At 53.1% G+C, this 19,283-nt stretch carries 14 protein-coding genes and 2 pseudogenes; 10 read left to right on the top strand and 6 right to left on the bottom strand.

The window, feature by feature from the left end; translation table 11 throughout:
* Positions 1-1,347, bottom strand: a complete 1,347-nt coding sequence (locus AAHF05_RS11760) for an SrfA family protein (RefSeq protein WP_129325157.1) — start codon at positions 1,345-1,347, stop codon at positions 1-3.
* A gap of 283 nt (positions 1,348-1,630) precedes the next feature.
* On the opposite strand from AAHF05_RS11760, the gene AAHF05_RS11755 reads away from it, so the two are divergent.
* Positions 1,631-3,229 (top strand): ABC transporter substrate-binding protein, encoded by a 1,599-nt coding sequence (locus AAHF05_RS11755; RefSeq protein WP_049007332.1) that lies wholly within the window; start codon positions 1,631-1,633, stop codon positions 3,227-3,229.
* 56 nt (positions 3,230-3,285) lie between these two features.
* Complete coding sequence (locus AAHF05_RS11750) at positions 3,286-3,519, top strand: YdcY family protein (RefSeq protein ID WP_129325156.1); 234 nt, start codon at positions 3,286-3,288, stop codon at positions 3,517-3,519.
* Between the two features lie 3 nt (positions 3,520-3,522).
* Here the strand turns inward: AAHF05_RS11750 and AAHF05_RS11745 are convergent, their stop codons facing one another.
* A complete protein-coding gene (locus tag AAHF05_RS11745) occupies positions 3,523-3,972 on the bottom strand; it encodes a DMT family transporter (RefSeq protein WP_128347624.1) in 450 nt (149 codons plus the stop codon).
* On the bottom strand, positions 3,969-4,487 hold the full coding sequence (locus AAHF05_RS11740; RefSeq protein ID WP_028018868.1) for a GNAT family N-acetyltransferase: 519 nt from the start codon (positions 4,485-4,487) through the stop codon (positions 3,969-3,971). The genes AAHF05_RS11745 and AAHF05_RS11740 overlap by 4 nt, the downstream gene beginning before the upstream one ends.
* Positions 4,488-4,635: 148 nt before the next feature.
* Between AAHF05_RS11740 and AAHF05_RS11735 the strand changes: the two genes are divergently transcribed.
* From AAHF05_RS11735 to AAHF05_RS11725, 3 genes are all read left to right on the top strand, one after another.
* Positions 4,636-5,211: a helix-turn-helix domain-containing protein gene (locus AAHF05_RS11735; RefSeq protein WP_028018869.1), complete on the top strand. Its 576-nt coding sequence runs from the start codon at positions 4,636-4,638 to the stop codon at positions 5,209-5,211.
* Positions 5,212-5,276: 65 nt separating this feature from the next.
* On the top strand, positions 5,277-6,317 hold the full coding sequence (locus tag AAHF05_RS11730; RefSeq protein ID WP_129325155.1) for an NADP-dependent oxidoreductase: 1,041 nt from the start codon (positions 5,277-5,279) through the stop codon (positions 6,315-6,317).
* Between the two features lie 252 nt (positions 6,318-6,569).
* Positions 6,570-7,238 (top strand): GntR family transcriptional regulator, encoded by a 669-nt coding sequence (locus AAHF05_RS11725; protein ID WP_028018871.1) that lies wholly within the window; start codon positions 6,570-6,572, stop codon positions 7,236-7,238.
* Between the two features lie 119 nt (positions 7,239-7,357).
* On the opposite strand, the gene pqqU is transcribed toward AAHF05_RS11725, so the two are convergent.
* Positions 7,358-9,463: a TonB-dependent receptor PqqU gene (gene pqqU, locus AAHF05_RS11720; RefSeq protein ID WP_129325154.1), complete on the bottom strand. Its 2,106-nt coding sequence runs from the start codon at positions 9,461-9,463 to the stop codon at positions 7,358-7,360.
* A 241-nt stretch (positions 9,464-9,704) separates the two neighbouring features.
* On the opposite strand from pqqU, the gene AAHF05_RS11715 reads away from it, so the two are divergent.
* Positions 9,705-10,766 carry a YncE family protein gene (locus AAHF05_RS11715; RefSeq protein ID WP_129325153.1) on the top strand — a complete coding sequence of 354 codons (1,062 nt, stop codon included), beginning with the start codon at positions 9,705-9,707 and terminating at the stop codon, positions 10,764-10,766.
* Positions 10,767-10,806: 40 nt separating this feature from the next.
* Here AAHF05_RS11715 and ansP read toward each other — a convergent pair whose 3' ends face one another.
* A complete protein-coding gene (gene ansP, locus AAHF05_RS11710; RefSeq protein ID WP_028018874.1) occupies positions 10,807-12,303 on the bottom strand; it encodes an L-asparagine permease in 1,497 nt (498 codons plus the stop codon).
* A gap of 401 nt (positions 12,304-12,704) precedes the next feature.
* On the opposite strand from ansP, the pseudogene AAHF05_RS11705 reads away from it, so the two are divergent.
* Positions 12,705-12,825: pseudogene (locus AAHF05_RS11705) on the top strand (cupin domain-containing protein); the annotation flags it as partial.
* Between the two features lie 35 nt (positions 12,826-12,860).
* Here the strand turns inward: AAHF05_RS11705 and AAHF05_RS11700 are convergent.
* Positions 12,861-14,396 (bottom strand): PAS domain-containing methyl-accepting chemotaxis protein, encoded by a 1,536-nt coding sequence (locus tag AAHF05_RS11700; protein WP_129325152.1) that lies wholly within the window; start codon positions 14,394-14,396, stop codon positions 12,861-12,863.
* A gap of 487 nt (positions 14,397-14,883) precedes the next feature.
* On the opposite strand from AAHF05_RS11700, the gene AAHF05_RS11695 reads away from it, so the two are divergent.
* From AAHF05_RS11695 to AAHF05_RS11685, 3 genes and pseudogenes are all read left to right on the top strand, one after another.
* Positions 14,884-15,885, top strand: coding sequence for an LLM class flavin-dependent oxidoreductase (locus AAHF05_RS11695; protein WP_129325151.1), 1,002 nt, complete (start codon positions 14,884-14,886; stop codon positions 15,883-15,885).
* Positions 15,882-17,003, top strand: coding sequence for an amidohydrolase (locus AAHF05_RS11690; RefSeq protein ID WP_028018877.1), 1,122 nt, complete (start codon positions 15,882-15,884; stop codon positions 17,001-17,003). The genes AAHF05_RS11695 and AAHF05_RS11690 overlap by 4 nt, the downstream gene beginning before the upstream one ends.
* 16 nt (positions 17,004-17,019) lie before the next feature.
* Positions 17,020-19,283: pseudogene (locus AAHF05_RS11685) on the top strand (NtaA/DmoA family FMN-dependent monooxygenase).

The following is a 19,283-nucleotide window of genomic DNA, read 5'->3' as shown; positions in this document are numbered from 1 at the left end:
TCAGGCACCTGCTTTCTTGAACGTCAGTGGGACGACGGTGTTTGCATCATAGTGAGCACGACATTCTGCGATATCGCTGGTGCCTGCTTTACAGGAAACCTCCGGCATCGGGTAGCGTGAACCGTCGGTGCAGCGGGCGTTACCGCGACTCTTAATCATCAGTTCACCATTGCTGTGAAGCCCGGAGAAGATCTCTGCGCGGCAGACAATGTTGTCACCATGTACTACACGGGCGAAACCTTTATTGTTCTGGATCTGGTAGCGCAGTGACGGTGGCTTACCGGTCACCGGATCTTTCACATCGAGGATGGCGCGCCAGGTCCCGTTGAGGAAGCGGGTCGATCCCGCTTTCACTTGCTGACCTTCCATGACCATCGCATCTTTCGGGATCGCGACGATAACGACCGGGGCGGGCGCTGGTGCAGGAGCAGGTTCTTTTTCTTTGCTTGCCACTACCTCAGCCTGATGCAACGGTAGTTTCATCGCCAGTGGTTCCACTGCTTTGATCGGTTTCGGTGCAATTTCTACAGGTGCTGGCATAGGTGCAGGTGCTGGCTGCGCGGAAGGGGCCTGTTTTGGCCACAGCAGCGGTGCGGCAATGGCGGCAACGATCACGGCGGCAACGGGCAGCGTCCACAGCGGGATACGACGCTTTTTCACAACGGTTGTCGGGGTGGGTTCCTGAGCAGGTTGTGGTTGTGTCGCGACTGGAGCAGGTTCTGGTTCATACAGATCCTCCGGCGTAATGCGCACCACCGTTGACGGTGCAATCAGTGGCTCGTCTGCTTGTTCGAAGGTGATGATCGGTTCCGGCTCAGGTTCCGGTTCCGGATCTTCAATCACAACGGGGGCGGGCTCAGGGATCAGTGATTCACGCAGGCAGTCGAGGACATCGTCGCGTGCATTTTCGTTCAGGTTTACAAAGCCCCAGAAGCTAATGACCGGTTTTCCTTCGACCAGAAAGAGAAAGTTTTCGCCCGGAAACTGGAACGCTTTTGACAGCAGTGAACCAAAAAGCTGTTGTGCTGTTTTAGGTGACTGGAGGCACTTCTTACTCAACGACTCGACGCTGGCAAGCGTATTTTCCAGATAGCGCAGGGCGCGAAAACGGTCGTCTTCATCGGCCGCTTTCCAGCTGGTAACACTCCCCTCTATCGGGGAATACCAGTCTACACGGTCACCGCTATCGTTGACCTGTGGAATGGCCAGACAGTCGACAATGGCCTGTTGTTTGCGCAACCGGAGCGCTTCCCGGATTTGTAACGCTGATTCAAAAACGGCTTGTCCGCCGCCGCCAACGGCCTGAAAATCATCCAGATTACCGCTGCGTAAAAGAGTTTTTGCCACGATTTGATCCCATATACTTCTTCACACCGTTACTTTAACGAAATGAGGAAGCAAACAAACGGAGGAAGAGACGCTAAAAGCGCCGATTTCTTGCGGCATAGAAAGTGACGGTTGTGCTTGACGGATAATGGCACTTAAGGCAAATCATCTTTTTCCGCATTGACTGCAAAACCAGCGAAAAACGTGACTTTAGAATAACCTGATAGTGTTTCGTTATTTGCCAGGTCATTAAGCCTGTGCTGTTATTACTGTCCTATATAATAAAACATCCAGGGTTATAACCATGTCTACAGGGAAAACACTGCTCGCCCTTGCGCTGAGCACGCTTTTACCAGCCGGTGCCGCATTGGCGGCAAATAATGACACCATTATTTACTGCTCTGAAGCCTCACCCGAGTCTTTCAACCCGCAAATCGCCAGCTCCGGCCCGTCTTTCGTGGCCAGCTCTCAGGTGTTGTATAACCGTCTGATCAATTTCGATCCGGTGAAAAATACGCCGGTTCCGTCGCTGGCGGAGTCCTGGACAATCTCACCAGACGGTAAGACCTATACGTTTACCCTGCGTAAAGGGGTGAAGTTCAACAGCAATAAATACTTCAAACCGACCCGTGACTTTAACGCCGACGACGTCATTTTCTCCGTCATGCGTCAGAAAGACCCTAAGCATCCATATCACAACGTCTCGCAGGGCAACTACGAATACTTTAATGACGTCGGCCTCGATAAACTGATTCAGGACGTTAAAAAGGTCGATGATTACCATGTTCAGTTCACCCTCAGTGAACCCAACGCTGCATTCCTTGCCGACTGGGGAATGGATTTTGCCTCGATTCTCTCCGCTGAATACGCTGACGTGATGCTGAAAAAAGGTACGCCAGAGAACGTGGATACCTGGCCGATCGGTACAGGGCCTTATGTGCTGCAGCAGTACAAAGTGGATTCACTGATCCGCTATGTCGCTAACCCGAACTACTGGGAGGGCGAGGTACCGACAAAACACCTGATCTTCTCCATCACGCCAAATGTGGAAACGCGTCTGGCGAAATTGCAGACCAACGAATGCCAGATCATTCCTGCTCCATCCCCGGTGCAGTTTGATGTGATTAAAAATAACAAAGACCTGACGCTGCACTCTGTCGATGCGTTGAACGTCGGCTATCTGGCGTTTAACACCGAGAAAAAACCGTTTGATAATGTTCTGGTACGTCAGGCACTAAACTACGCAACCGACAAGAAAGCCATCGTCAATGCGGTCTTTATGGGCTCGGGTACGGTGGCAAAATCACCAATTCCGCCAAACATGATGGGCTTTAATAAAGACCTGAAGGACTACAGCTACGACCCCGAAAAAGCGAAAGCCCTGCTGAAGCAGGCCGGGCTGGAGAAGGGCGCGGAAGTGACGCTGTGGTCAATGCCGGTGCAGCGTCCGTACAACCCTAATTCGCGCCGTATTGCGGAGATGATCCAGAGCGACTGGGCGAAAGTCGGTGTGAAGGCCAAAATTGTCTCTTACGAGTGGGGCGAATACCTCTCCGGCATGCGTAAAGGTGAGCATGACTCTGCGCTGTTCGGCTGGATGTCCGATAACGGTGACCCGGACAACTTTGCCGACGTACTGCTGGGGTGCAACAGCATTAAAACGGGTTCAAACGCAGCACGCTGGTGCGATAAGGGGTATGATTCCCTGGTGCAAAAAGCGAAGCTGACCAGCAACCCGGCTGAGCGCGCTAAACTCTACGGTCAGGCGCAGGAGATTTTCTACCAGCAGGCGCCGTGGATCGCACTGGCGAACGGGAAAACGTTCTACGCTACCCGCAGCAACGTCACGGGTTACAGCGTGAGCCTGATGGGCAGCGATTTCTCAAAAGCGAAGCTGAACTAAGCGTATTACTGCCGGGTAAGGCGTAGCCGCCACCCGGCAATTCACAAGGAGTGACAATGTCACATTTAAACGATGTTATCGCCCGCGTCGATGCCGCCATCGAAGAGAGCGTAATTACCCACATGAATGAACTGCTGATTGAATTAAGCGATGATGCAGAGCTCAGCCGTGAAGATCGCTACACCCAGCAGCAACGTCTGCGCACCGTGATTTCACACCACGGTAAGCAGCATAAAGAGGAGCTGGAAGCGCGACAGGAACAGCTAACGAAAGGCGGCACCATTCTGTAGCGATCAAAACTGGCGTCGCGCGACCAGCCAGGCCCCCACGACCAACATCACCGCGCCGCACACCGGGCCGATCAGGGCGCGCAGCGGTATGCCGTTGCTTCTCAGCACGTCCATCACCAGCCCGCCGATCAACTGGCTTGCCACCAGCACAGCGATGGTCGTCGCCGCGCCTACGTTCTGGTATCCGCTGATACTGGCAAACACGAAAAACGAACCCAGCAGCCCCGGGATCAGCGTCCACCAGCGCACCGTTGCGGCCAGCTCGCAAAATCCGGCAAAGCCCTGTTTCAGCAGCAGAATGCTGACAAACAGCACAATGCCGACCAGTGAATTCAGCAGCATCGCGATAAGAATAGTGGAGGAGGTCTGGGTGATGCGCACCATTAAGGTATTTTGCACCACCAGACCGATTCCCGCCGCCACCAAAAAAGCCAGCGTCATTGACTGATTCATGGGATGGCGTCCGGGTCGCTGCGCTCATCCAGCTGCAGCTGCATAAAGGTTAAGTCCAGCCAGCGGCCAAACTTGGTACCCACCTGCGGCATTTGACCCGTCGTCACAAAACCGAGCGTTTCATGGAGATGAATCGAGGCATGATTCTGCGCTTCGATGCCTGCGACCATCACGTGTTTGCCGATGGCACGGGCTTCGTTAATCAGCGCTTTCATCAATGTGCGACCAATCCCTTTGCCCTGATGATCCGGATGAACATAGACCGAATGCTCTACCGTATGACGAAAACCGTCGAAGGCACGCCAGTCGCCAAAAGAGGCATAGCCTGTGATAACACCGTCTTCTTCACTGACCAGTACCGGGTAACCTGCGAGGGTGCGTGCCTCAAACCAGGCGATACGATTATCGGTGTCGACGGTCTTATCGTTCCAGATTGCGGCAGTGTGCAACACCGCGTGGTTGTAAATTTCTCCTATCGCGGCGCAGTCTTCTTTGCAGGCATGACGAACGATCATGATGAAACCTCTGTGTGTTGTTCACTATAGTATTACGATTTAACTACGATATTACACAACTGTATCGCCAGATAGCTATGACATAAGCCATATTTTTTTGTTATCAAAAGCCCATTGAAATGCCGTTCATACACTATAGTATGACGTCATGAACACCATAACAGACACCATGAATCAACGGATTAGCGCAAGAATTCGCCTTGAACGCGAGTCTCGCGGATGGTCTTTGAGCGAGCTTGCTGACCGGGCAGGCGTTTCGCGTGCGATGATCCACAAGATAGAACGTGGGGACAGTAGCCCTACGGCAACGTTGCTTGCCCGCTTGTCGGGGGCTTTTGGCATCAGCATGTCGACGCTGATTGCCAGAGCCGAGATGCAAGAGGGAAAACTACTGCGCCTCGCCAACCAGCCCGTCTGGCGCGATCCACAAACGCATTACCTTCGCCGCCACGTTTCTCCCCGCACAGATCTTCCCATTGACCTTGTTCAGGTTGAACTCCCGGCGGGGAGCGATGTGCCTATGCCTGCCTCTTCTTATGCGCTGGCACGTCAGCTTATCTGGCTACAAATGGGTGAGCTGGTGTTCCAGGAGGGCGATACGCGCCACGAGATGCGGGCCGGGGACTGCCTGGAGCTGGGGCCGCCTAATGACTGTCGGTTCATCAACGAGACGAATGAAACCTGCATCTATCTGGTCGTACGGCTTAACCAATCTGGCTCGTAATGTTAAAGCGATTACGCCGATCGTGAGCCAGGCTGTAATGACATTTGAACCAGAAGGAGTTCCTGATGAATCAATCTGTTTCCCTTAATCGCCGCTGGGTACTGGCCTCCCGCCCACAGGGCGCGCCTGTCGCGGAGAATTTTCGTCTGGAGGAGCAACCTGTTCCAGCGCCAGTTGAGGGGCAGCTTTTGCTCCGTACGGTCTGGCTGTCGCTGGACCCTTACATGCGTGGCCGCATGAGCGATGCGCCATCCTATTCACCGCCGGTTGAGATCGGTGCGGTGATGGTGGGAGGGACGGTCAGTCGCGTTGAGCGGTCAAACCATCCCGACTTCAAAGCTGGTGAATGGGTGCTGGGCTACAGCGGCTGGCAGGAGTATGAACTCTCGGACGGCAGCGGCCTGGTCAAGCTGGGTGAAAATCCGTCTCATCCTTCCTGGGCGCTGGGTATTCTGGGTATGCCGGGCTTTACCGCCTATATGGGGTTGCTGGATATCGGGCAACCTAAAGCGGGGGAAACGCTGGTGGTTGCTGCCGCAACAGGCCCGGTTGGCGCGACCGTTGGGCAGATTGGCAAAATCAAAGGTTGCCGGGTGGTCGGCGTGGCCGGTGGCGCAGAAAAATGCCGCCATGCGGTTGAGGTCCTCGGGTTTGACCTCTGTCTGGATCACCACGCTGCGGATTTTGCCGACCAGTTGAAACACGCCTGTCCGAAAGGAATTGATGTCTATTATGAAAACGTCGGCGGGAAAGTCTTTGACGCCGTTCTGCCGCTGCTGAATACCTCCGCGCGCGTCCCGGTGTGTGGTCTGGTCAGTGGCTATAATGCGACGGGTCTGCCTGACGGCCCGGACCGTTTGCCGCTCCTGATGGCGACCATTCTGAAGAAACGCATTCGTATGCAGGGCTTTATCATCGGCCAGGACTATGGGCATCGCATTAAAGAGTTCCAGCAAGAGATGGGGCGCTGGGTGCAGGAGGGCAAAATTCACTATCGTGAACAGGTGACTGACGGCCTGGAGAACGCGCCTGAGGCGCTGATTGGCCTTCTGGAAGGGCGAAACTTCGGCAAAGTCGTGATTCGCGTCGTGGGCGACAATAAATAAACCACAATATGGCGGGGTTTCCCGCCATATTTATTTGTGAAGATACGATATATTGTCTTTAATTAACTGACATGGCTTTTCGCGCCATCATCCCGGATGAGCCCGAAAACGAAAAATACAAATTTTGCACGTTTTGATGTTTTTACGTACTTCCCACCACCAGGCATGACGATACAGGATATATCGGACCGGCGTCGTTTTATTAAACTGACGTTTAAAAATAGCATTGAGCTTTAGCTACAGGAATTGAACATGCTTGATTTGGATCATTTAGAAAAAGCGCAAAGGATCAGTCTTACCATGCAAGTTGAACTCAGTTTGAAAGGAGCGTTAATTACAGGCTCACTCAAACCTGGAGCACGACTGATTACGAAAGAGATCGCCGATAAATTAGGCACCAGTATTACCCCGGTTCGTGAGGCGCTTTTGCGTCTGGTGTCATCAGGGGCGTTACATGCCACGCCAGCACAGGCATTTCTGGTGCCTGAGGTGACGCTGGAGCGTTATAACGAGATTAATGCCATCCGAAAACAACTTGAGCCGATGGCGGTTGCCGCAGCATGTCAGAATATGTCTGACGGCAAGCTGGAGGTGCTGCACAAATTGTCGGATGCCTTTCATGACGCCATGCGTAATGGGAACGTTCAGCAGGCCTTGCATGCGAATCGTGTCTTCCGGTTTACGCTTTATCAGTATGCGGAAATGCCTACGCTCAATGCCTTAATTGAACAGTTGTGGGTCCGCATTGGGCCGTGCATTAACTATCTGCACCAGGAACTCAACGACATCACGATGTCGACGTATCACTATGATGAGCTACTTGCGGCCCTTGAGCGACGGGATGTGGGCGACTGCCAGAAGGCGATTGATAAGTTGATTGATGAAGCAAATTCTCTTTTACAGCGACAATATTTTAACTAAGAGATTATTTAACACAGCGACTATATACCGTAGCTAATTATTTATTCGGTGAATAACTCCTGATGGCTTATTGCCATCAGGAGGGTTATTTCATTAATAAAATAAACTTTTCTTTTTGCTTACTCGAAGCGATAAGAGATCGACATACCTACGCCATAGTTACGCCCGGGTGCAGGCTCGTAATAACGACCATTGGATTCGTTGACAATAACCGAGCCGACGTACTCTTTGTCGAACAGGTTATCTACGCGGCCAAAGACGTCCATTCCCCAGTTACCATAGTTGAGCTTATACCCGGTATTCAGCCCAACCACGGTGTACGACGGGGCTTTCGCCGTGTTTTCGTCGTCGGCCATGATATCGCTCATGTAGCGGACATCTGAACCCGCGTACCAGCCTTCCTCCGGCTGCCAGCCAAACGAGGCATAACCCATGTTACGGGCGATACCTGGCATGCGGTTTCCATTACAGTCTGCGTCGCTGCATACGTTAGTACGGTAGGTGGCGTCCAGATAGGTCCACGCCATTTTCAGCTTCCAGTTTTCAGCAAACTGCTGGTCCAGGGAAACCTCCACCCCCTGACGACGGGTTTTACCGGCATTTTTAAACGTATCGCGTCTTCCCGTCGATGTATCGACCACAATTTCATTATCGGTATCGGTGCGGAAAAGCGTAGCAGTCAGTAAACCATTGCCGATGCGGGTTTTACTGCCTATTTCATAGGTATTATTTGTAGAAGGTTTAAGGTCATAATTTAATCCCCCGTTACCTCCTGCAGTGTATGCGCGTTCATTGATAGTTGGTGTTTCAAAACCGCGGCCTGCAGCCGCATAAATGTTCCAGGCATTGGTGATCGCATACTTCACTGAACCCGCAGGAAGCCACTTGTGATAGCTGGTGTCGCCGCTATCATCGCCATTCTTCAGATAGTGATCATTTGAATCAAACCAGACAGAACTATAACGAACTCCTGTATCGAGTGATAACTTATCTGTGAGTTGCCAATTGCTCTGGAAGTAAGGATCCAAATTCCACATCAGATTACGCTCATCACGACGTTTTGTTCCTTTTACACCGTAATCTGGTTTGCTATTGACCATTACATAGTTTTCATAACCCAGACGATCTTCGTTGAGATTTTCGTAGTTCAACCCTGTAGTGAATGTGACTGGAACAAGCAATTCACCACGATGGGTCCATCGAGTATCTATCCCTTGATAGTGACGTGTCATATCAATGACACCTCCAGAGTGGTTCGGGTTATTTCGCTGCGCAGTGTACGGAATCGACTGGTACTGCGTCATTTCACGCTCACCGGCATACATCATCACGCTAAGGTCGTCCTGGGCGCTGAGCTGGCGGTCATAGCGCAGACCGGCCTGGGTCTGTTTGATGGTCTTACGGGTGTTGTACTGATCGCCGCGCGGAGACTGGCGCGGGTCATTCCGCCACTCCTGGTAATCGAGTCCACCCGGATCGTTAGCCTTCATGTCCACGCTATTAACGATCAGCGTGAGTTTACTGACATCATCTATACGCACACCCAGTTTGGCATTGGCGAGATTCTTCCGCGCACCGCTGTGGTCACGATAGCCTTTAGTGGTGAAGCGGGTGGTGGAAACGGTGTAATCCACATCGCCTGCGTGTGTCCCGTCACCCATTGCCCCCGTGGCTTTCATGCCATAGCGCCAGGTACCGTAACTGCCGTAATAGCTGCTGGCCTCAATGGTCGGCGGCTGCTGCCCGGTCTGGGTGTTGATGTTAATCACGCCACCCGAGGCGTTGCCGTACAGGGCAGAGAAGGGGCCGCGCAGCACTTCCACAGTGTCCACACTGGAAAGATCGATGTTGGAGGTTTGCCCTTGTCCGTCAGGCATGGTGGCTGGAATACCGTCGACATACATGCGGATACCGCGTACGCCAAAGGTTGAACGGGCACCAAATCCACGCATTGACAGCTGGAGATCCTGCGCATAGTTCTGGCGGTTTTGAATTTGCAGGCCTGGAACGCTACCCAGTGATTCAGACAGGTTGATGCGTGGCGTGGCCTGACGCATATCATCGCCATTCACGACGCTCACCGCGGCTGGAGTATCGAGTTCCGATACAGTTTGCGGTGTAGCGCTGACGATCATGGTCTGTTCATCCGCACTCATCGCAGTGAGAGGCGCAACAATAACAGGAACCAGCATCAGAGATGCCTTACGGGCGGAAATGATTTTCATGAGTAAAACCGGTTGTGGTATCTAAACGAACCAAATGGAACATGTGCCTATATGTTAAAGGTTTTGTAAATGTTTTGAAAACTTTAACCGCACGTTGCGTTAATGAATGTGGGCGAGGGAAAGAAAAACTCCACATTTTGTTGATTAATGATTACTATTCTCATTATCAAAAGGCAATGCCAGGACGTTGCCTGCCGGAAGTGATGTCAGCAGAAACCCTCTTTTCAGAAAAGGAATTGTTATGTCTTTACGTCATCTGTGCTCGCCGCGACTGAGCCTTTCTCTGCTGTCTGCTACGTTACTGTTTGCCAGCACCTTCCAGGTGCACGCCGCCGAAGAGATCCTGCGTAAAGCGGTGGGGAAAGGGGCGTATGAAATGGCGGTAAGCCAGCAGGAGAATGCGCTGTGGGTTGCGACGTCGCAAAGCCGTAAAACCGATAAGGGCGGGGTTATCTATCGCCTTGACCCGGTCACGCTGGACGTGACGCAGGCGATTCATAGCGATCTCAAACCTTTCGGTACCACCTTTGACAAGGCGAGCCAAACGCTGTGGTTCGGTAACACCATCAACGGCGCGGTGACGGCCATTGATGCCAAAACGGGCGACGTGAAAGGGCGTCTTGTGCTCGATAATCGCCAGCGCAGTGAAACCGTCAAACCGCTGCAGCCGCGCCAGCTGGTGGCTGATGACAGCACTAACACCGTCTATATCACTGGTGTGGGTAAAGAGAGCGTGATTTGGGTGGTGGATGGCGCAACGCTGAAGCTGAAAGAGACTATTGCTAATACCGGCACCTATAGCACCGGCCTGGCGCTGGATGCGCAGGCGAAACGCCTCTATACCACCAATGCCGACGGTGAGCTGGTGACGATTGATACGGCCACCAACAAAATCCTGAGTCGTAAAAAAGTGCAGGACGACGGGAAAGAGCACTTCTACCTGAATCTGAGCCTCGATACTGCCGGCCAGCGCGCGTTCCTGACTGATTCAAAACAGCCGGAAGTGCTGGTGGTTAGCCTGAAAGACGGCAGCGTGATCGAGAAAATCTCAGTACCAGAATCACTGGCCGTGCTGTTTAACCCGGCACGCAATGAAGCGTATGTGACGCACCGTGAAGCCGGTAAGGTGAGCGTGATTGACGCGAAATCTTACAAAGTGACGAAAACCTTCGACACGCCGGTCTACCCGAACAGCCTGGCGCTCTCTGCGGATGGCAAAACGCTGTATGTGACGGTAAAACAGAAATCTACCCGTCAGCAGGAAGCAACCCAACCTGACGACGTAATTCGTATCACGCTGTGATGTAAAAAAAGGGAAGGCATCTGCCTTCCCTTTTTAATGATTAACGCGACGTTTCTTCAACCAGCGGCGCGTCGTGTTTTTCATCATCAGGATGAACCGGCGCGGTGCTGTGAATTTCGTGAACGCGTTTACGTACGCCAAACCAGCCAGCAATCAGCAGTACAGCCAGCAGCGGTATAGTGGCGATGGTGTAGGTGCCGTTCGGGTAATCGAACGCCATCAGTACCAGCACGCTGAACAGGAAGAGCAGGGTGAGCCAGGAGGTCACCGGCGCGCCAGGCAGCTTAAAGCTCACGTCAGCGGCTTTACCTTCTTTAATGGCTTTACGCAGACGCATCTGGCAGACCACGATAAAGGCCCAGGATGCGATAATACCAAGCGCAGCAACGTTCAGAACGATTTCGAAGACCCGGGACGGGACCAGATAGTTCAGGAATACGCCGAATACATACACTACCAGCGTCGCCAGAATACCGGCATACGGCACGTGCTGCTTGCTCATTTTCGACATGAACTTCGGCGCAGAACCACCCATGGACATGGAGCGCAGGATACGACCGGTAGAATAAAGCCCGGAGTTCAGGCTGGAGAGCGCTGCGGTCAGTACCACGATGTTCATGATGCTGCCAACATAAGGCACGCCCAGCTTAGAGAAGAAGGTCACAAACGGGCTCTGACCCGCCTGATAGGCGTTCCACGGCAGTAACAGAACCAGCAGTACCACGGAACCAACGTAGAACAGACCGATACGCCAGATCACGCTGTTAATGGCTTTTGGCACCATCGTCTGCGGATCTTTACATTCACCCGCAGCAGTACCCACCAGTTCGATAGAGGCAAAAGCAAACACCACACCCTGAACCAGTACCAGCGCTGGCATCAGACCGTGCGGGAAGAATCCGCCGTTATCGGTTATCAGATGGAAGCCAGTGGCATTACCATCCAGTGGTTTACCGCTGCCGAGGAAGACAGTACCCACGATCAGGAACACGACGATGGCCAGCACTTTGACCAGTGCAAACCAGAATTCCATCTCCGCAAACCACTTCACGCCGATCATGTTCATGGTACCGACAATGGCCAACGCGCCAAGCGCAAAGACCCACTGCGGCACATCACCAAACGCGCCCCAGTAGTGCATATACAGCGCCACGGCGGTGATATCGACAATACCGGTCATCGCCCAGTTGACGAAGTACATCCAGCCTGCAACATAGGCCGCTTTTTCACCGAGGAATTCACGGGCGTAAGAGACAAAACTGCCGCTTGAAGGGCGATGCAATACCAGTTCGCCCAGTGCACGAAGAATAAAGAAAGAGAAGATCCCGCACACCAGATAGACCAGGGCGAGAGCCGGGCCCGCCATCTGCAAGCGAGCGCCTGCACCTAAAAACAGACCCGTTCCGATAGCGCCGCCGATGGCGATCATTTGAACCTGACGGTTGCCCATCGCTTTGTGGTAGCCCTCTTCGTGGGAATTCAACCAGCGACGTTTAGCAGCATGATGATCGGCTGCGCTTTTATTGCTTGTTTTCATTGAGTTACCTGTTTGCCTGTCTGAACCATTATCGTGATAGTCCTGCCTGGCAGAGTGCAATACAAACGATTGCTTCTGCGCAAACACATGTCGCCTTCCCAGTGATTCTACGTATGGATAAGGCGAAACATGGCGAGGCATCCTACCTGCAATTCATAAGCGACGCAAAATATAACCGTGCCGAAAGTGATGCAGGTCGAAGGAAATCGTGTGGTCAGAGCAGACGTGGATCACAAGATGCTGAATCGTGGTGATTTTTTAGACGAACCCATTAGTGACTTGATGATTTATTCATCAATATTGCTTAATGGTTGCGCAGTGAAATGAACTCATTGCAAACGCAACGCTTCAATCAGCAACGAAAAGGCGAGGGTATGCTGGCGACGGCTTGGGTAATAAAGATGATCGTGACGCAGGGTCGTGGCTGGTTACAGGAGTGGGGCAAAGAGGCTGAGCCGCTTAACCAGGGCGATGACGCACATTGCCATCGCCGAATCCGTAAACGGTAGCCCGGTAGAGTGACTGGAAAAAGTTACTGACGAGCAGTACCTGAACGACTAACCGCCAAAAACGGAAATTGCCTGCTGCAGGCGCGTTGTGCGCTGCGTCAGGTGATTAGCGGCCTGAGTGACATTATCCACCATCCCCGTATTGTTATGCGTCATTGCACCAATACGGGAGATGGACGCGTTGATAAGCGTCAGCGCCTGAGTCTGTTCCTGCGTGGCATGACCGATCTCCTTAATCAGGGAGGACATCTGCAGAACATTGTCGATCATGACCGTCAGCTGCGTTTCGGTTTGTTCCACCTTTTCCACACCCGCGTTCACACTGGAGACGTTTTTCTCAATAAGCGTTTTGATCTCTTTAGCCGCCGTCGCGGAGTGCTGCGCAAGGTTTCGCACTTCAGCCGCCACCACCGCAAAACCGCGCCCGGCTTCACCTGCGCGTGCCGCTTCAACGGCAGCATTTAGCGCCAGTATATTGGTCTGAAAGGCGATGCGATCGATAACGCTGATGATATCGACGATCTGACTGTTATCCTGCGAAACGGATTGCATCATGCCGATAGTCTCTTTCATCATCGCTTCACCGCAGTGGGCGCTGGCACTGGTGCGATCCGCCATCAGGATCGCTTCTTTTGCGGTTTCCGCCGTCTGCTTAACCGCACTGGCAATTTCTTCCACTGCGGCTGCGGTTTGCTGCAGAAAGTCTGCGGTCTCTTCAGAACGTGCCTGCAGATCCGCGCCCTCTTTGGCGACCTGCTGGCTGATAGTGCCAATCCCGTTAATCTGCGCCCCGACATCGTCAACCAGAGAATTCAGGTTTAAACCGGATTGGTTGACCAGACGCATCATCAGACCGATTTCATCGATCCTGTCAAAGTGGTAATACTCGGTTTTACGCCCTGAAACCACGCACTGCATCTGTTGAACAATGGATTTTACCGGCCGGGCAATTTGTGCATGAAGATAATATGCCAGGGTTATAAATAGCAGAACCAGACCGCCGAACTGTGTAAGCGTATTCGGGAATAATAAAATCAGCAAACAGGAAAGCAGGGCCGTCACTGTAATACCGAGATAGATTCTTTTGCTGGTACTGAGTCGTTTAAAAAGAGACATGAAAGAAAATAAACCGCGACGAACCAATAATCCCTTGTAAAAACGATGATGCGTTAATTCGTTATTGCGTACTTTCTCATAGAGTTTTTCACTGGCAGCGATCTCTTCGCGTGCTGGAATATTCCGCACGGAGATATAGCCTGTTAAGTTTCCATCCTGCCAGACTGGCGTCACATTAGCGCGTACCCAATAGTGATCGCCGTTCTGACGACGGTTCTTGACTAGCCCTGTCCAGGTTTCCCCCTGTTGTAGGGTAAACCACATGTCACCAAACGCCTCGGCAGGCATGTCGGGGTGGCGAATAATATTATGTGGTTCGCCCATAAGGTGTTCTTCTTTATATCCGCTAGCTTCAATAAAAGCGGAATTGGCATAGGTAATATGACTTTGCGTATTGGTGGTCGACATTAACGTCGAGCCTTCGTTAAGAAAATACTCGTTTTGTGTAACGGAACTGTTACGCCTCATGAGTAACTCCATGATGATGTGAAAGAATAAAAACCGCCCGGTAAACACTCAGGCAAGATTGATGTGATTATTTTTATAGCTGTCTGCTGTGTATTCTCTATTAAATTCTGCTTGTCCGAAATACCTGGTGCTAATTATTTTTTATCTATTAAACTGAGTCAATGTAATAAAAATGAAAATAATTTCGAGCGCAGTTTCGTCATCCCCTGCAAATAAATGACATAAGCCAAATTAAAAGCGGGAGATCACCTCCGCGAGGTAAATTAAGATGTCGAAATAGCGTTTCTTTAACAGAATGAAAACGTGATGATTTGCGCGACCCTGTTGGCTCGGATGCGGGCAGAAAAGTGGTTGCACCTCAAAAGTCTTAGTCTTTGCATGGTTTTGGATATCTGATTTCCGGCAAACTAAATGTAAATTAATTGTTTCTCAGTAGTGAAAGACGCCTTTAATAATGTCGCCATGTTAAGTCAAACGAGAACGCAACATGTCATGTCGAATCAGCATTCTGGATAAAAGCCCCATCGCTGAAAACGAAACCGCTGCCGATGCACTGGCGCGTACTTTGACGCTGGCGCAACAGGCAGAGAACCTGGGTTATCACCGCTTCTGGATTGCCGAACATCACAACACACCGCAGCTGGCCAGTCCCTCACCGGAGCTGCTGATTGCCTGGATCCTGGGACAAACAACGCGCATTCGAGTGGGGTCGGGCGGCGTCATGCTCCAGCACTATAGCCCGTATAAAGTTGCCGAGAATTTTAACGTTCTGGCCGCCCTGGCGCCGGGTCGCGTTGATCTCGGCGTCGGAAAAGCCCCGGGCGGGCTGCCACTCTCGACCCGCGCGCTGCAGCAGGGTCTGAATCAACAGGAAAAGGGCAGCTTTGCCGAACAACTGGCTCATCTTGACCACTGGATCCGCCCAGAAAACCAGGCTGCGGAAGAGGTTGTTCGCGCAACGCCGCTACCGCCCGTACCTGCACAGGGTTTTCTGCTGGGCGCAAGTGCTGAAAGCGCGCTGCTGGCCGCAAAACTCGACTGGCACTTTGTTTTTGCTGCGCACCTGAATGGCGATCCTGACCTGCTGCGCGAGGTGATCGCCACCTGGCGTGAAAACAGCGTCCGCGACGTGATGGTGGCGGTGCAGGCAATTGTTGCGCCGACGCAGGCTGAAGCGGACGCGCTTGCGCAGAAGGTCGAGGTGTGGGGCGTTGAGCTGGCAAACGGCCAGCGCGTGACCGTCGCCAGCGAAGAACAGGCTTATGCCTTTGCACGTCAGGCGGGCAGCGAACCGGTACGTATTGCCCGTCGGGCCCAGTCTCTGCTGGCCGGTACGGCTGAATCAGTCCTGGAACAACTGAACGCCCTGCATGAACAGTGGGGCATTGACGAATTCATTATTGATACCCCGGTTGCGGATGGCGTTGCGCGCGTGCAGTCCCTGCGTCTGCTGGCCCAGGAGCGGCTTAACAAGGAGGTCACGGTATGAGCTTTGGCGAACAACTGATTGCCTGGCGGCGCGAGCTGCATCAGAACCCGGAATTGTCAGGTCAGGAAGTAGAAACCACCGCACGCCTGCACCAGTGGCTGACAAAGGCAGGCATAACGCCGTTGCCTTACGCACTGCCAACCGGTCTGGTGGCGGAAATCGGGACCGGTGACAAGCTGATTGCGCTACGGGCAGATATAGACGCTTTGCCGATTGAAGAGCGCAGCGGGGTGCCGTTTAGCTCACAGCGTGCGGGTGTGATGCATGCCTGCGGGCATGATATCCACACCAGCGTGATCCTTGGGGCCGCGTTAAAACTGAAAGAGCGGGAAGCCTCGCTCAACGGCCGGGTGCGAATCCTGTTCCAGCCTGCCGAAGAGAACTTTGGTGGTGCGAAAAGCCTGGTGCGGGCCGGTGCGTTGCGTGATGTCAGCGCGATTTTCGGCATGCATAACGAACCTTCGCTGTCGGTCGGCGAGTTCGCCACCCGTGGCGGGCCATTCTATGCCAACGTCGACAGATTTGTGATTCGCATAACCGGTAAAGGCGCGCATGCTGCCCGGCCACATGAAGGCAACGATGCGATTGTTCTGGCGAGTCAACTGGTGACCGCTCTGCAAAGCGTCGCCAGCCGTAACGTCAATACGCTGGATTCGGTGGTACTGAGCGTTACGCGTATTGCGGGTGGGAATACCTGGAACGTGTTGCCAGAAAGCGTCGAGCTGGAAGGCACACTGCGCACTCATCGTACGGAGGTGCAGCAGAATGTTAAAACCCGCGTGGAAGAAATCGCCGCCGGGTTTGCCAGCGCCTTCAGCGCACAGATTGATATTACCTGGTACGCCGGGCCCACCGCGCTGGTGAATGATGAACGTTGGGCAGATTTTGCCACCTCGGTCGCCCGGGAAGCGGGGTATGAGACCCGGCACGCCGAACTGCATATGGGAGGGGAAGATTTTGCCGTCTATTTGCAGCAGATCCCGGGGGCATTTGTCAGCATTGGCAGCAATAGTTCGTTTGGTTTACACCACCCGGCATTTAATCCGGATGAAGCCCTAATTGAGCCGGCTGCCCGCTATTTTGCACAGCTTGCGGAAAAAGCCCTGCAACACGTTTAATTCAGAAGAGGTAAATATGTCTGCAACCCGACAATTGCGGCTGGGGACCATTTTGCATGGTGCATCCGGGAATATGTCAGCCTGGCGCCACCCGGCGGCCACCGCTGATGCCAGTATTAATTTTGAATTTGTAAAAGCGACGGCATTAAAAGCGGAAGAGGGGAAACTCGATTTCTTATTCGTTGCCGATGGCCTTTATATCAACGAAAAATCGATCCCGCATTTTTTAAATCGTTTTGAACCGCTGACGGTATTGTCCGCGCTGGCAAGTATCACCTCGCGTCTGGGGCTGGTGGGAACTTTATCCACCTCTTACAGCGAGCCCTTTACCACGGCGCGCCAGTTTGCCAGCCTTGACCACCTGAGCAACGGGCGTGCGGGCTGGAACGTGGTGACCTCGCCGCTGGAAGGTTCTGCGAAGAACTTTTCCCGCGAAAAGCACCCGGAACATGCCCTGCGTTACCGGATTGCAGACGAGTATCTCGACGTGGTGAAAGGGCTCTGGGACTCCTGGGAAGGTGACGCCTTTGTACGCAATAAAGAGAGCGGTCAGTTTTTTGACCCGGCCAAACTGCATGCGCTGGATCACTACGGTGACTTCTTCCAGGTCGCCGGACCGCTGAATATTGGCCGTACACCACAAGGGCGTCCGATTGTCTTTCAGGCGGGCGCGTCGGATGACGGTAAAAGACTGGCGGCGAAACATGCCGACGCCATTTTTACCCATCACGATACGCTCGACGAGGCAAAAGCTTTTTACCGCGACGTGAAGCAGCAACTGGAAACTAACGGACGCCGCACGTCAGATCTGCATATTTTCCAGGGCGTCAGCGTGATTGTCGGAAAAGACGCCGAAGATGTGGAAAACCAATATCAAACGACGGCGGCGCTGGTGTCGATTAATGATGCTTTGAACTACCTCGGGCGTTATTTCGAGCACCACGATTTCAGCCAGTATCCACTCGACGAACCGTTCCCGGATATCGGTGATTTAGGTAAAAACAGCTTCCGTAGTACTACCGATGAAATCAAACGTAATGCCCGGGAGCGCAACTTAACCCTGCGTCAGGTGGCGCTTGAGGCGGCTTCACCGCGCCCGCGTTTTTCCGGTACGCCGGAGCAGGTGGCGGACGGTCTGCAAGCCTGGTTTGAGGATTATGCGGCTGACGGATTCATCATTCAGGGTGGGACGCCGGACACCTTCCCGCGCTTTGTTGACCAGGTGGTGCCCGTTTTACAAGCCCGTGGCCTGTTCCGTACCGAATACCCGGGCACCACGCTGCGCGAAAGTCTGGGCTTAGACGAACCCCAAAACCAGTTCATAAAACAATAAAAGAGAATACCGCTATGCAGAAAAAAACGCTTATTCTGGCGCTTGCGCTGGCCTTTACTCCTGCCGTCTGGGCAGAGAATGTGAACATTAACGGTACTGGCGTCAGCATTGAGGCCAATAAAACGCCGATCAACACGACCAAAAACAGTGATGCAGTAGCAGAACTGCCTAAGGATTATCGGTTTGCCGTACCGGGCAAATTTACCGTCGCGGTGGCAGGGCTGAATCAACCGCCGCTGACGGTGTTTTCAGATGACAACAAAACGCTGCTGGGCAGCGAGGTTGATGTCGCCCGTCTGGTGGCCGACAGCCTGGGCCTGGAGCTGAACGTGGTGCCCACCTCCTGGGAGGACTGGCCGCTGGGCGTGGCCTCCGGTAAATATGACGCGGCCATCAGCAATATCACGGTCACTAAAGCGCGCAAAGAGAAGTTTGATTTTGCCACCTACCGTAAGGATTCCCTCGGCTTCTATGTGAAATCGACCAGCCCGCTGAAGTCGATAGAGAAAGCAGAGGATATTGCCGGGCTGAAAATTATCGTCGGCTCAGGCACCAATCAGGAAGCCATCCTGCTGGCCTGGAATGACGAAAACCTCAAGAAAGGGCTCAAACCCTTTACACCTGTCTACACCAAAGACGATGCGGCGCAAACGCTGGCACTCCAGTCAGGACGTGCGGATGCCTATTTTGGCCCGAACGTAATAGGCGCGTGGAAAGCGGCGTTAACCGGTAAAACCAAACTGGTGGGCAGCGTCGACGGTGGTTGGCCGAAGGCGGCGCACATTGCAGTGACGCTGAAAAAAGGCAGTGGCCTGGTCGAGCCGGTGCAAACCGCACTTAACGGCGTCATCAAAAACGGTGATTACGACAAAGTGCTGAACCGCTGGGGAGAAGGAGTGGAGCGTATCCCGCAGTCTGAAGTAAACCCGGCGGGTCTGGGTGACTAA

It is taken from the genome of Enterobacter adelaidei (assembly GCF_041937165.1).
GTDB lineage: Bacteria > Pseudomonadota > Gammaproteobacteria > Enterobacterales > Enterobacteriaceae > Enterobacter > Enterobacter adelaidei.
This window is presented reverse-complemented; position numbering and strand designations above follow the sequence as displayed.

Excerpts from the sequence above, each read along its gene's own strand:
- AAHF05_RS11755 (WP_049007332.1), top strand. The coding sequence starts at position 1,631 with ATGTCTACAGGGAAAACACTGCTCGCCCTTGCGCTGAGCACGCTTTTA.
- AAHF05_RS11750 (WP_129325156.1), top strand. The coding sequence starts at position 3,286 with ATGTCACATTTAAACGATGTTATCGCCCGCGTCGATGCCGCCATCGAA.
- AAHF05_RS11745 (WP_128347624.1), bottom strand. The coding sequence starts at position 3,972 with ATGAATCAGTCAATGACGCTGGCTTTTTTGGTGGCGGCGGGAATCGGT.
- AAHF05_RS11740 (WP_028018868.1), bottom strand. The coding sequence starts at position 4,487 with ATGATCGTTCGTCATGCCTGCAAAGAAGACTGCGCCGCGATAGGAGAA.
- AAHF05_RS11735 (WP_028018869.1), top strand. The coding sequence starts at position 4,636 with ATGAACACCATAACAGACACCATGAATCAACGGATTAGCGCAAGAATT.
- AAHF05_RS11730 (WP_129325155.1), top strand. The coding sequence starts at position 5,277 with ATGAATCAATCTGTTTCCCTTAATCGCCGCTGGGTACTGGCCTCCCGC.
- AAHF05_RS11725 (WP_028018871.1), top strand. The coding sequence starts at position 6,570 with ATGCTTGATTTGGATCATTTAGAAAAAGCGCAAAGGATCAGTCTTACC.
- pqqU (WP_129325154.1), bottom strand. The coding sequence starts at position 9,463 with ATGAAAATCATTTCCGCCCGTAAGGCATCTCTGATGCTGGTTCCTGTT.
- AAHF05_RS11715 (WP_129325153.1), top strand. The coding sequence starts at position 9,705 with ATGTCTTTACGTCATCTGTGCTCGCCGCGACTGAGCCTTTCTCTGCTG.
- ansP (WP_028018874.1), bottom strand. The coding sequence starts at position 12,303 with ATGAAAACAAGCAATAAAAGCGCAGCCGATCATCATGCTGCTAAACGT.
- AAHF05_RS11700 (WP_129325152.1), bottom strand. The coding sequence starts at position 14,396 with ATGAGGCGTAACAGTTCCGTTACACAAAACGAGTATTTTCTTAACGAA.
- AAHF05_RS11695 (WP_129325151.1), top strand. The coding sequence starts at position 14,884 with ATGTCATGTCGAATCAGCATTCTGGATAAAAGCCCCATCGCTGAAAAC.
- AAHF05_RS11690 (WP_028018877.1), top strand. The coding sequence starts at position 15,882 with ATGAGCTTTGGCGAACAACTGATTGCCTGGCGGCGCGAGCTGCATCAG.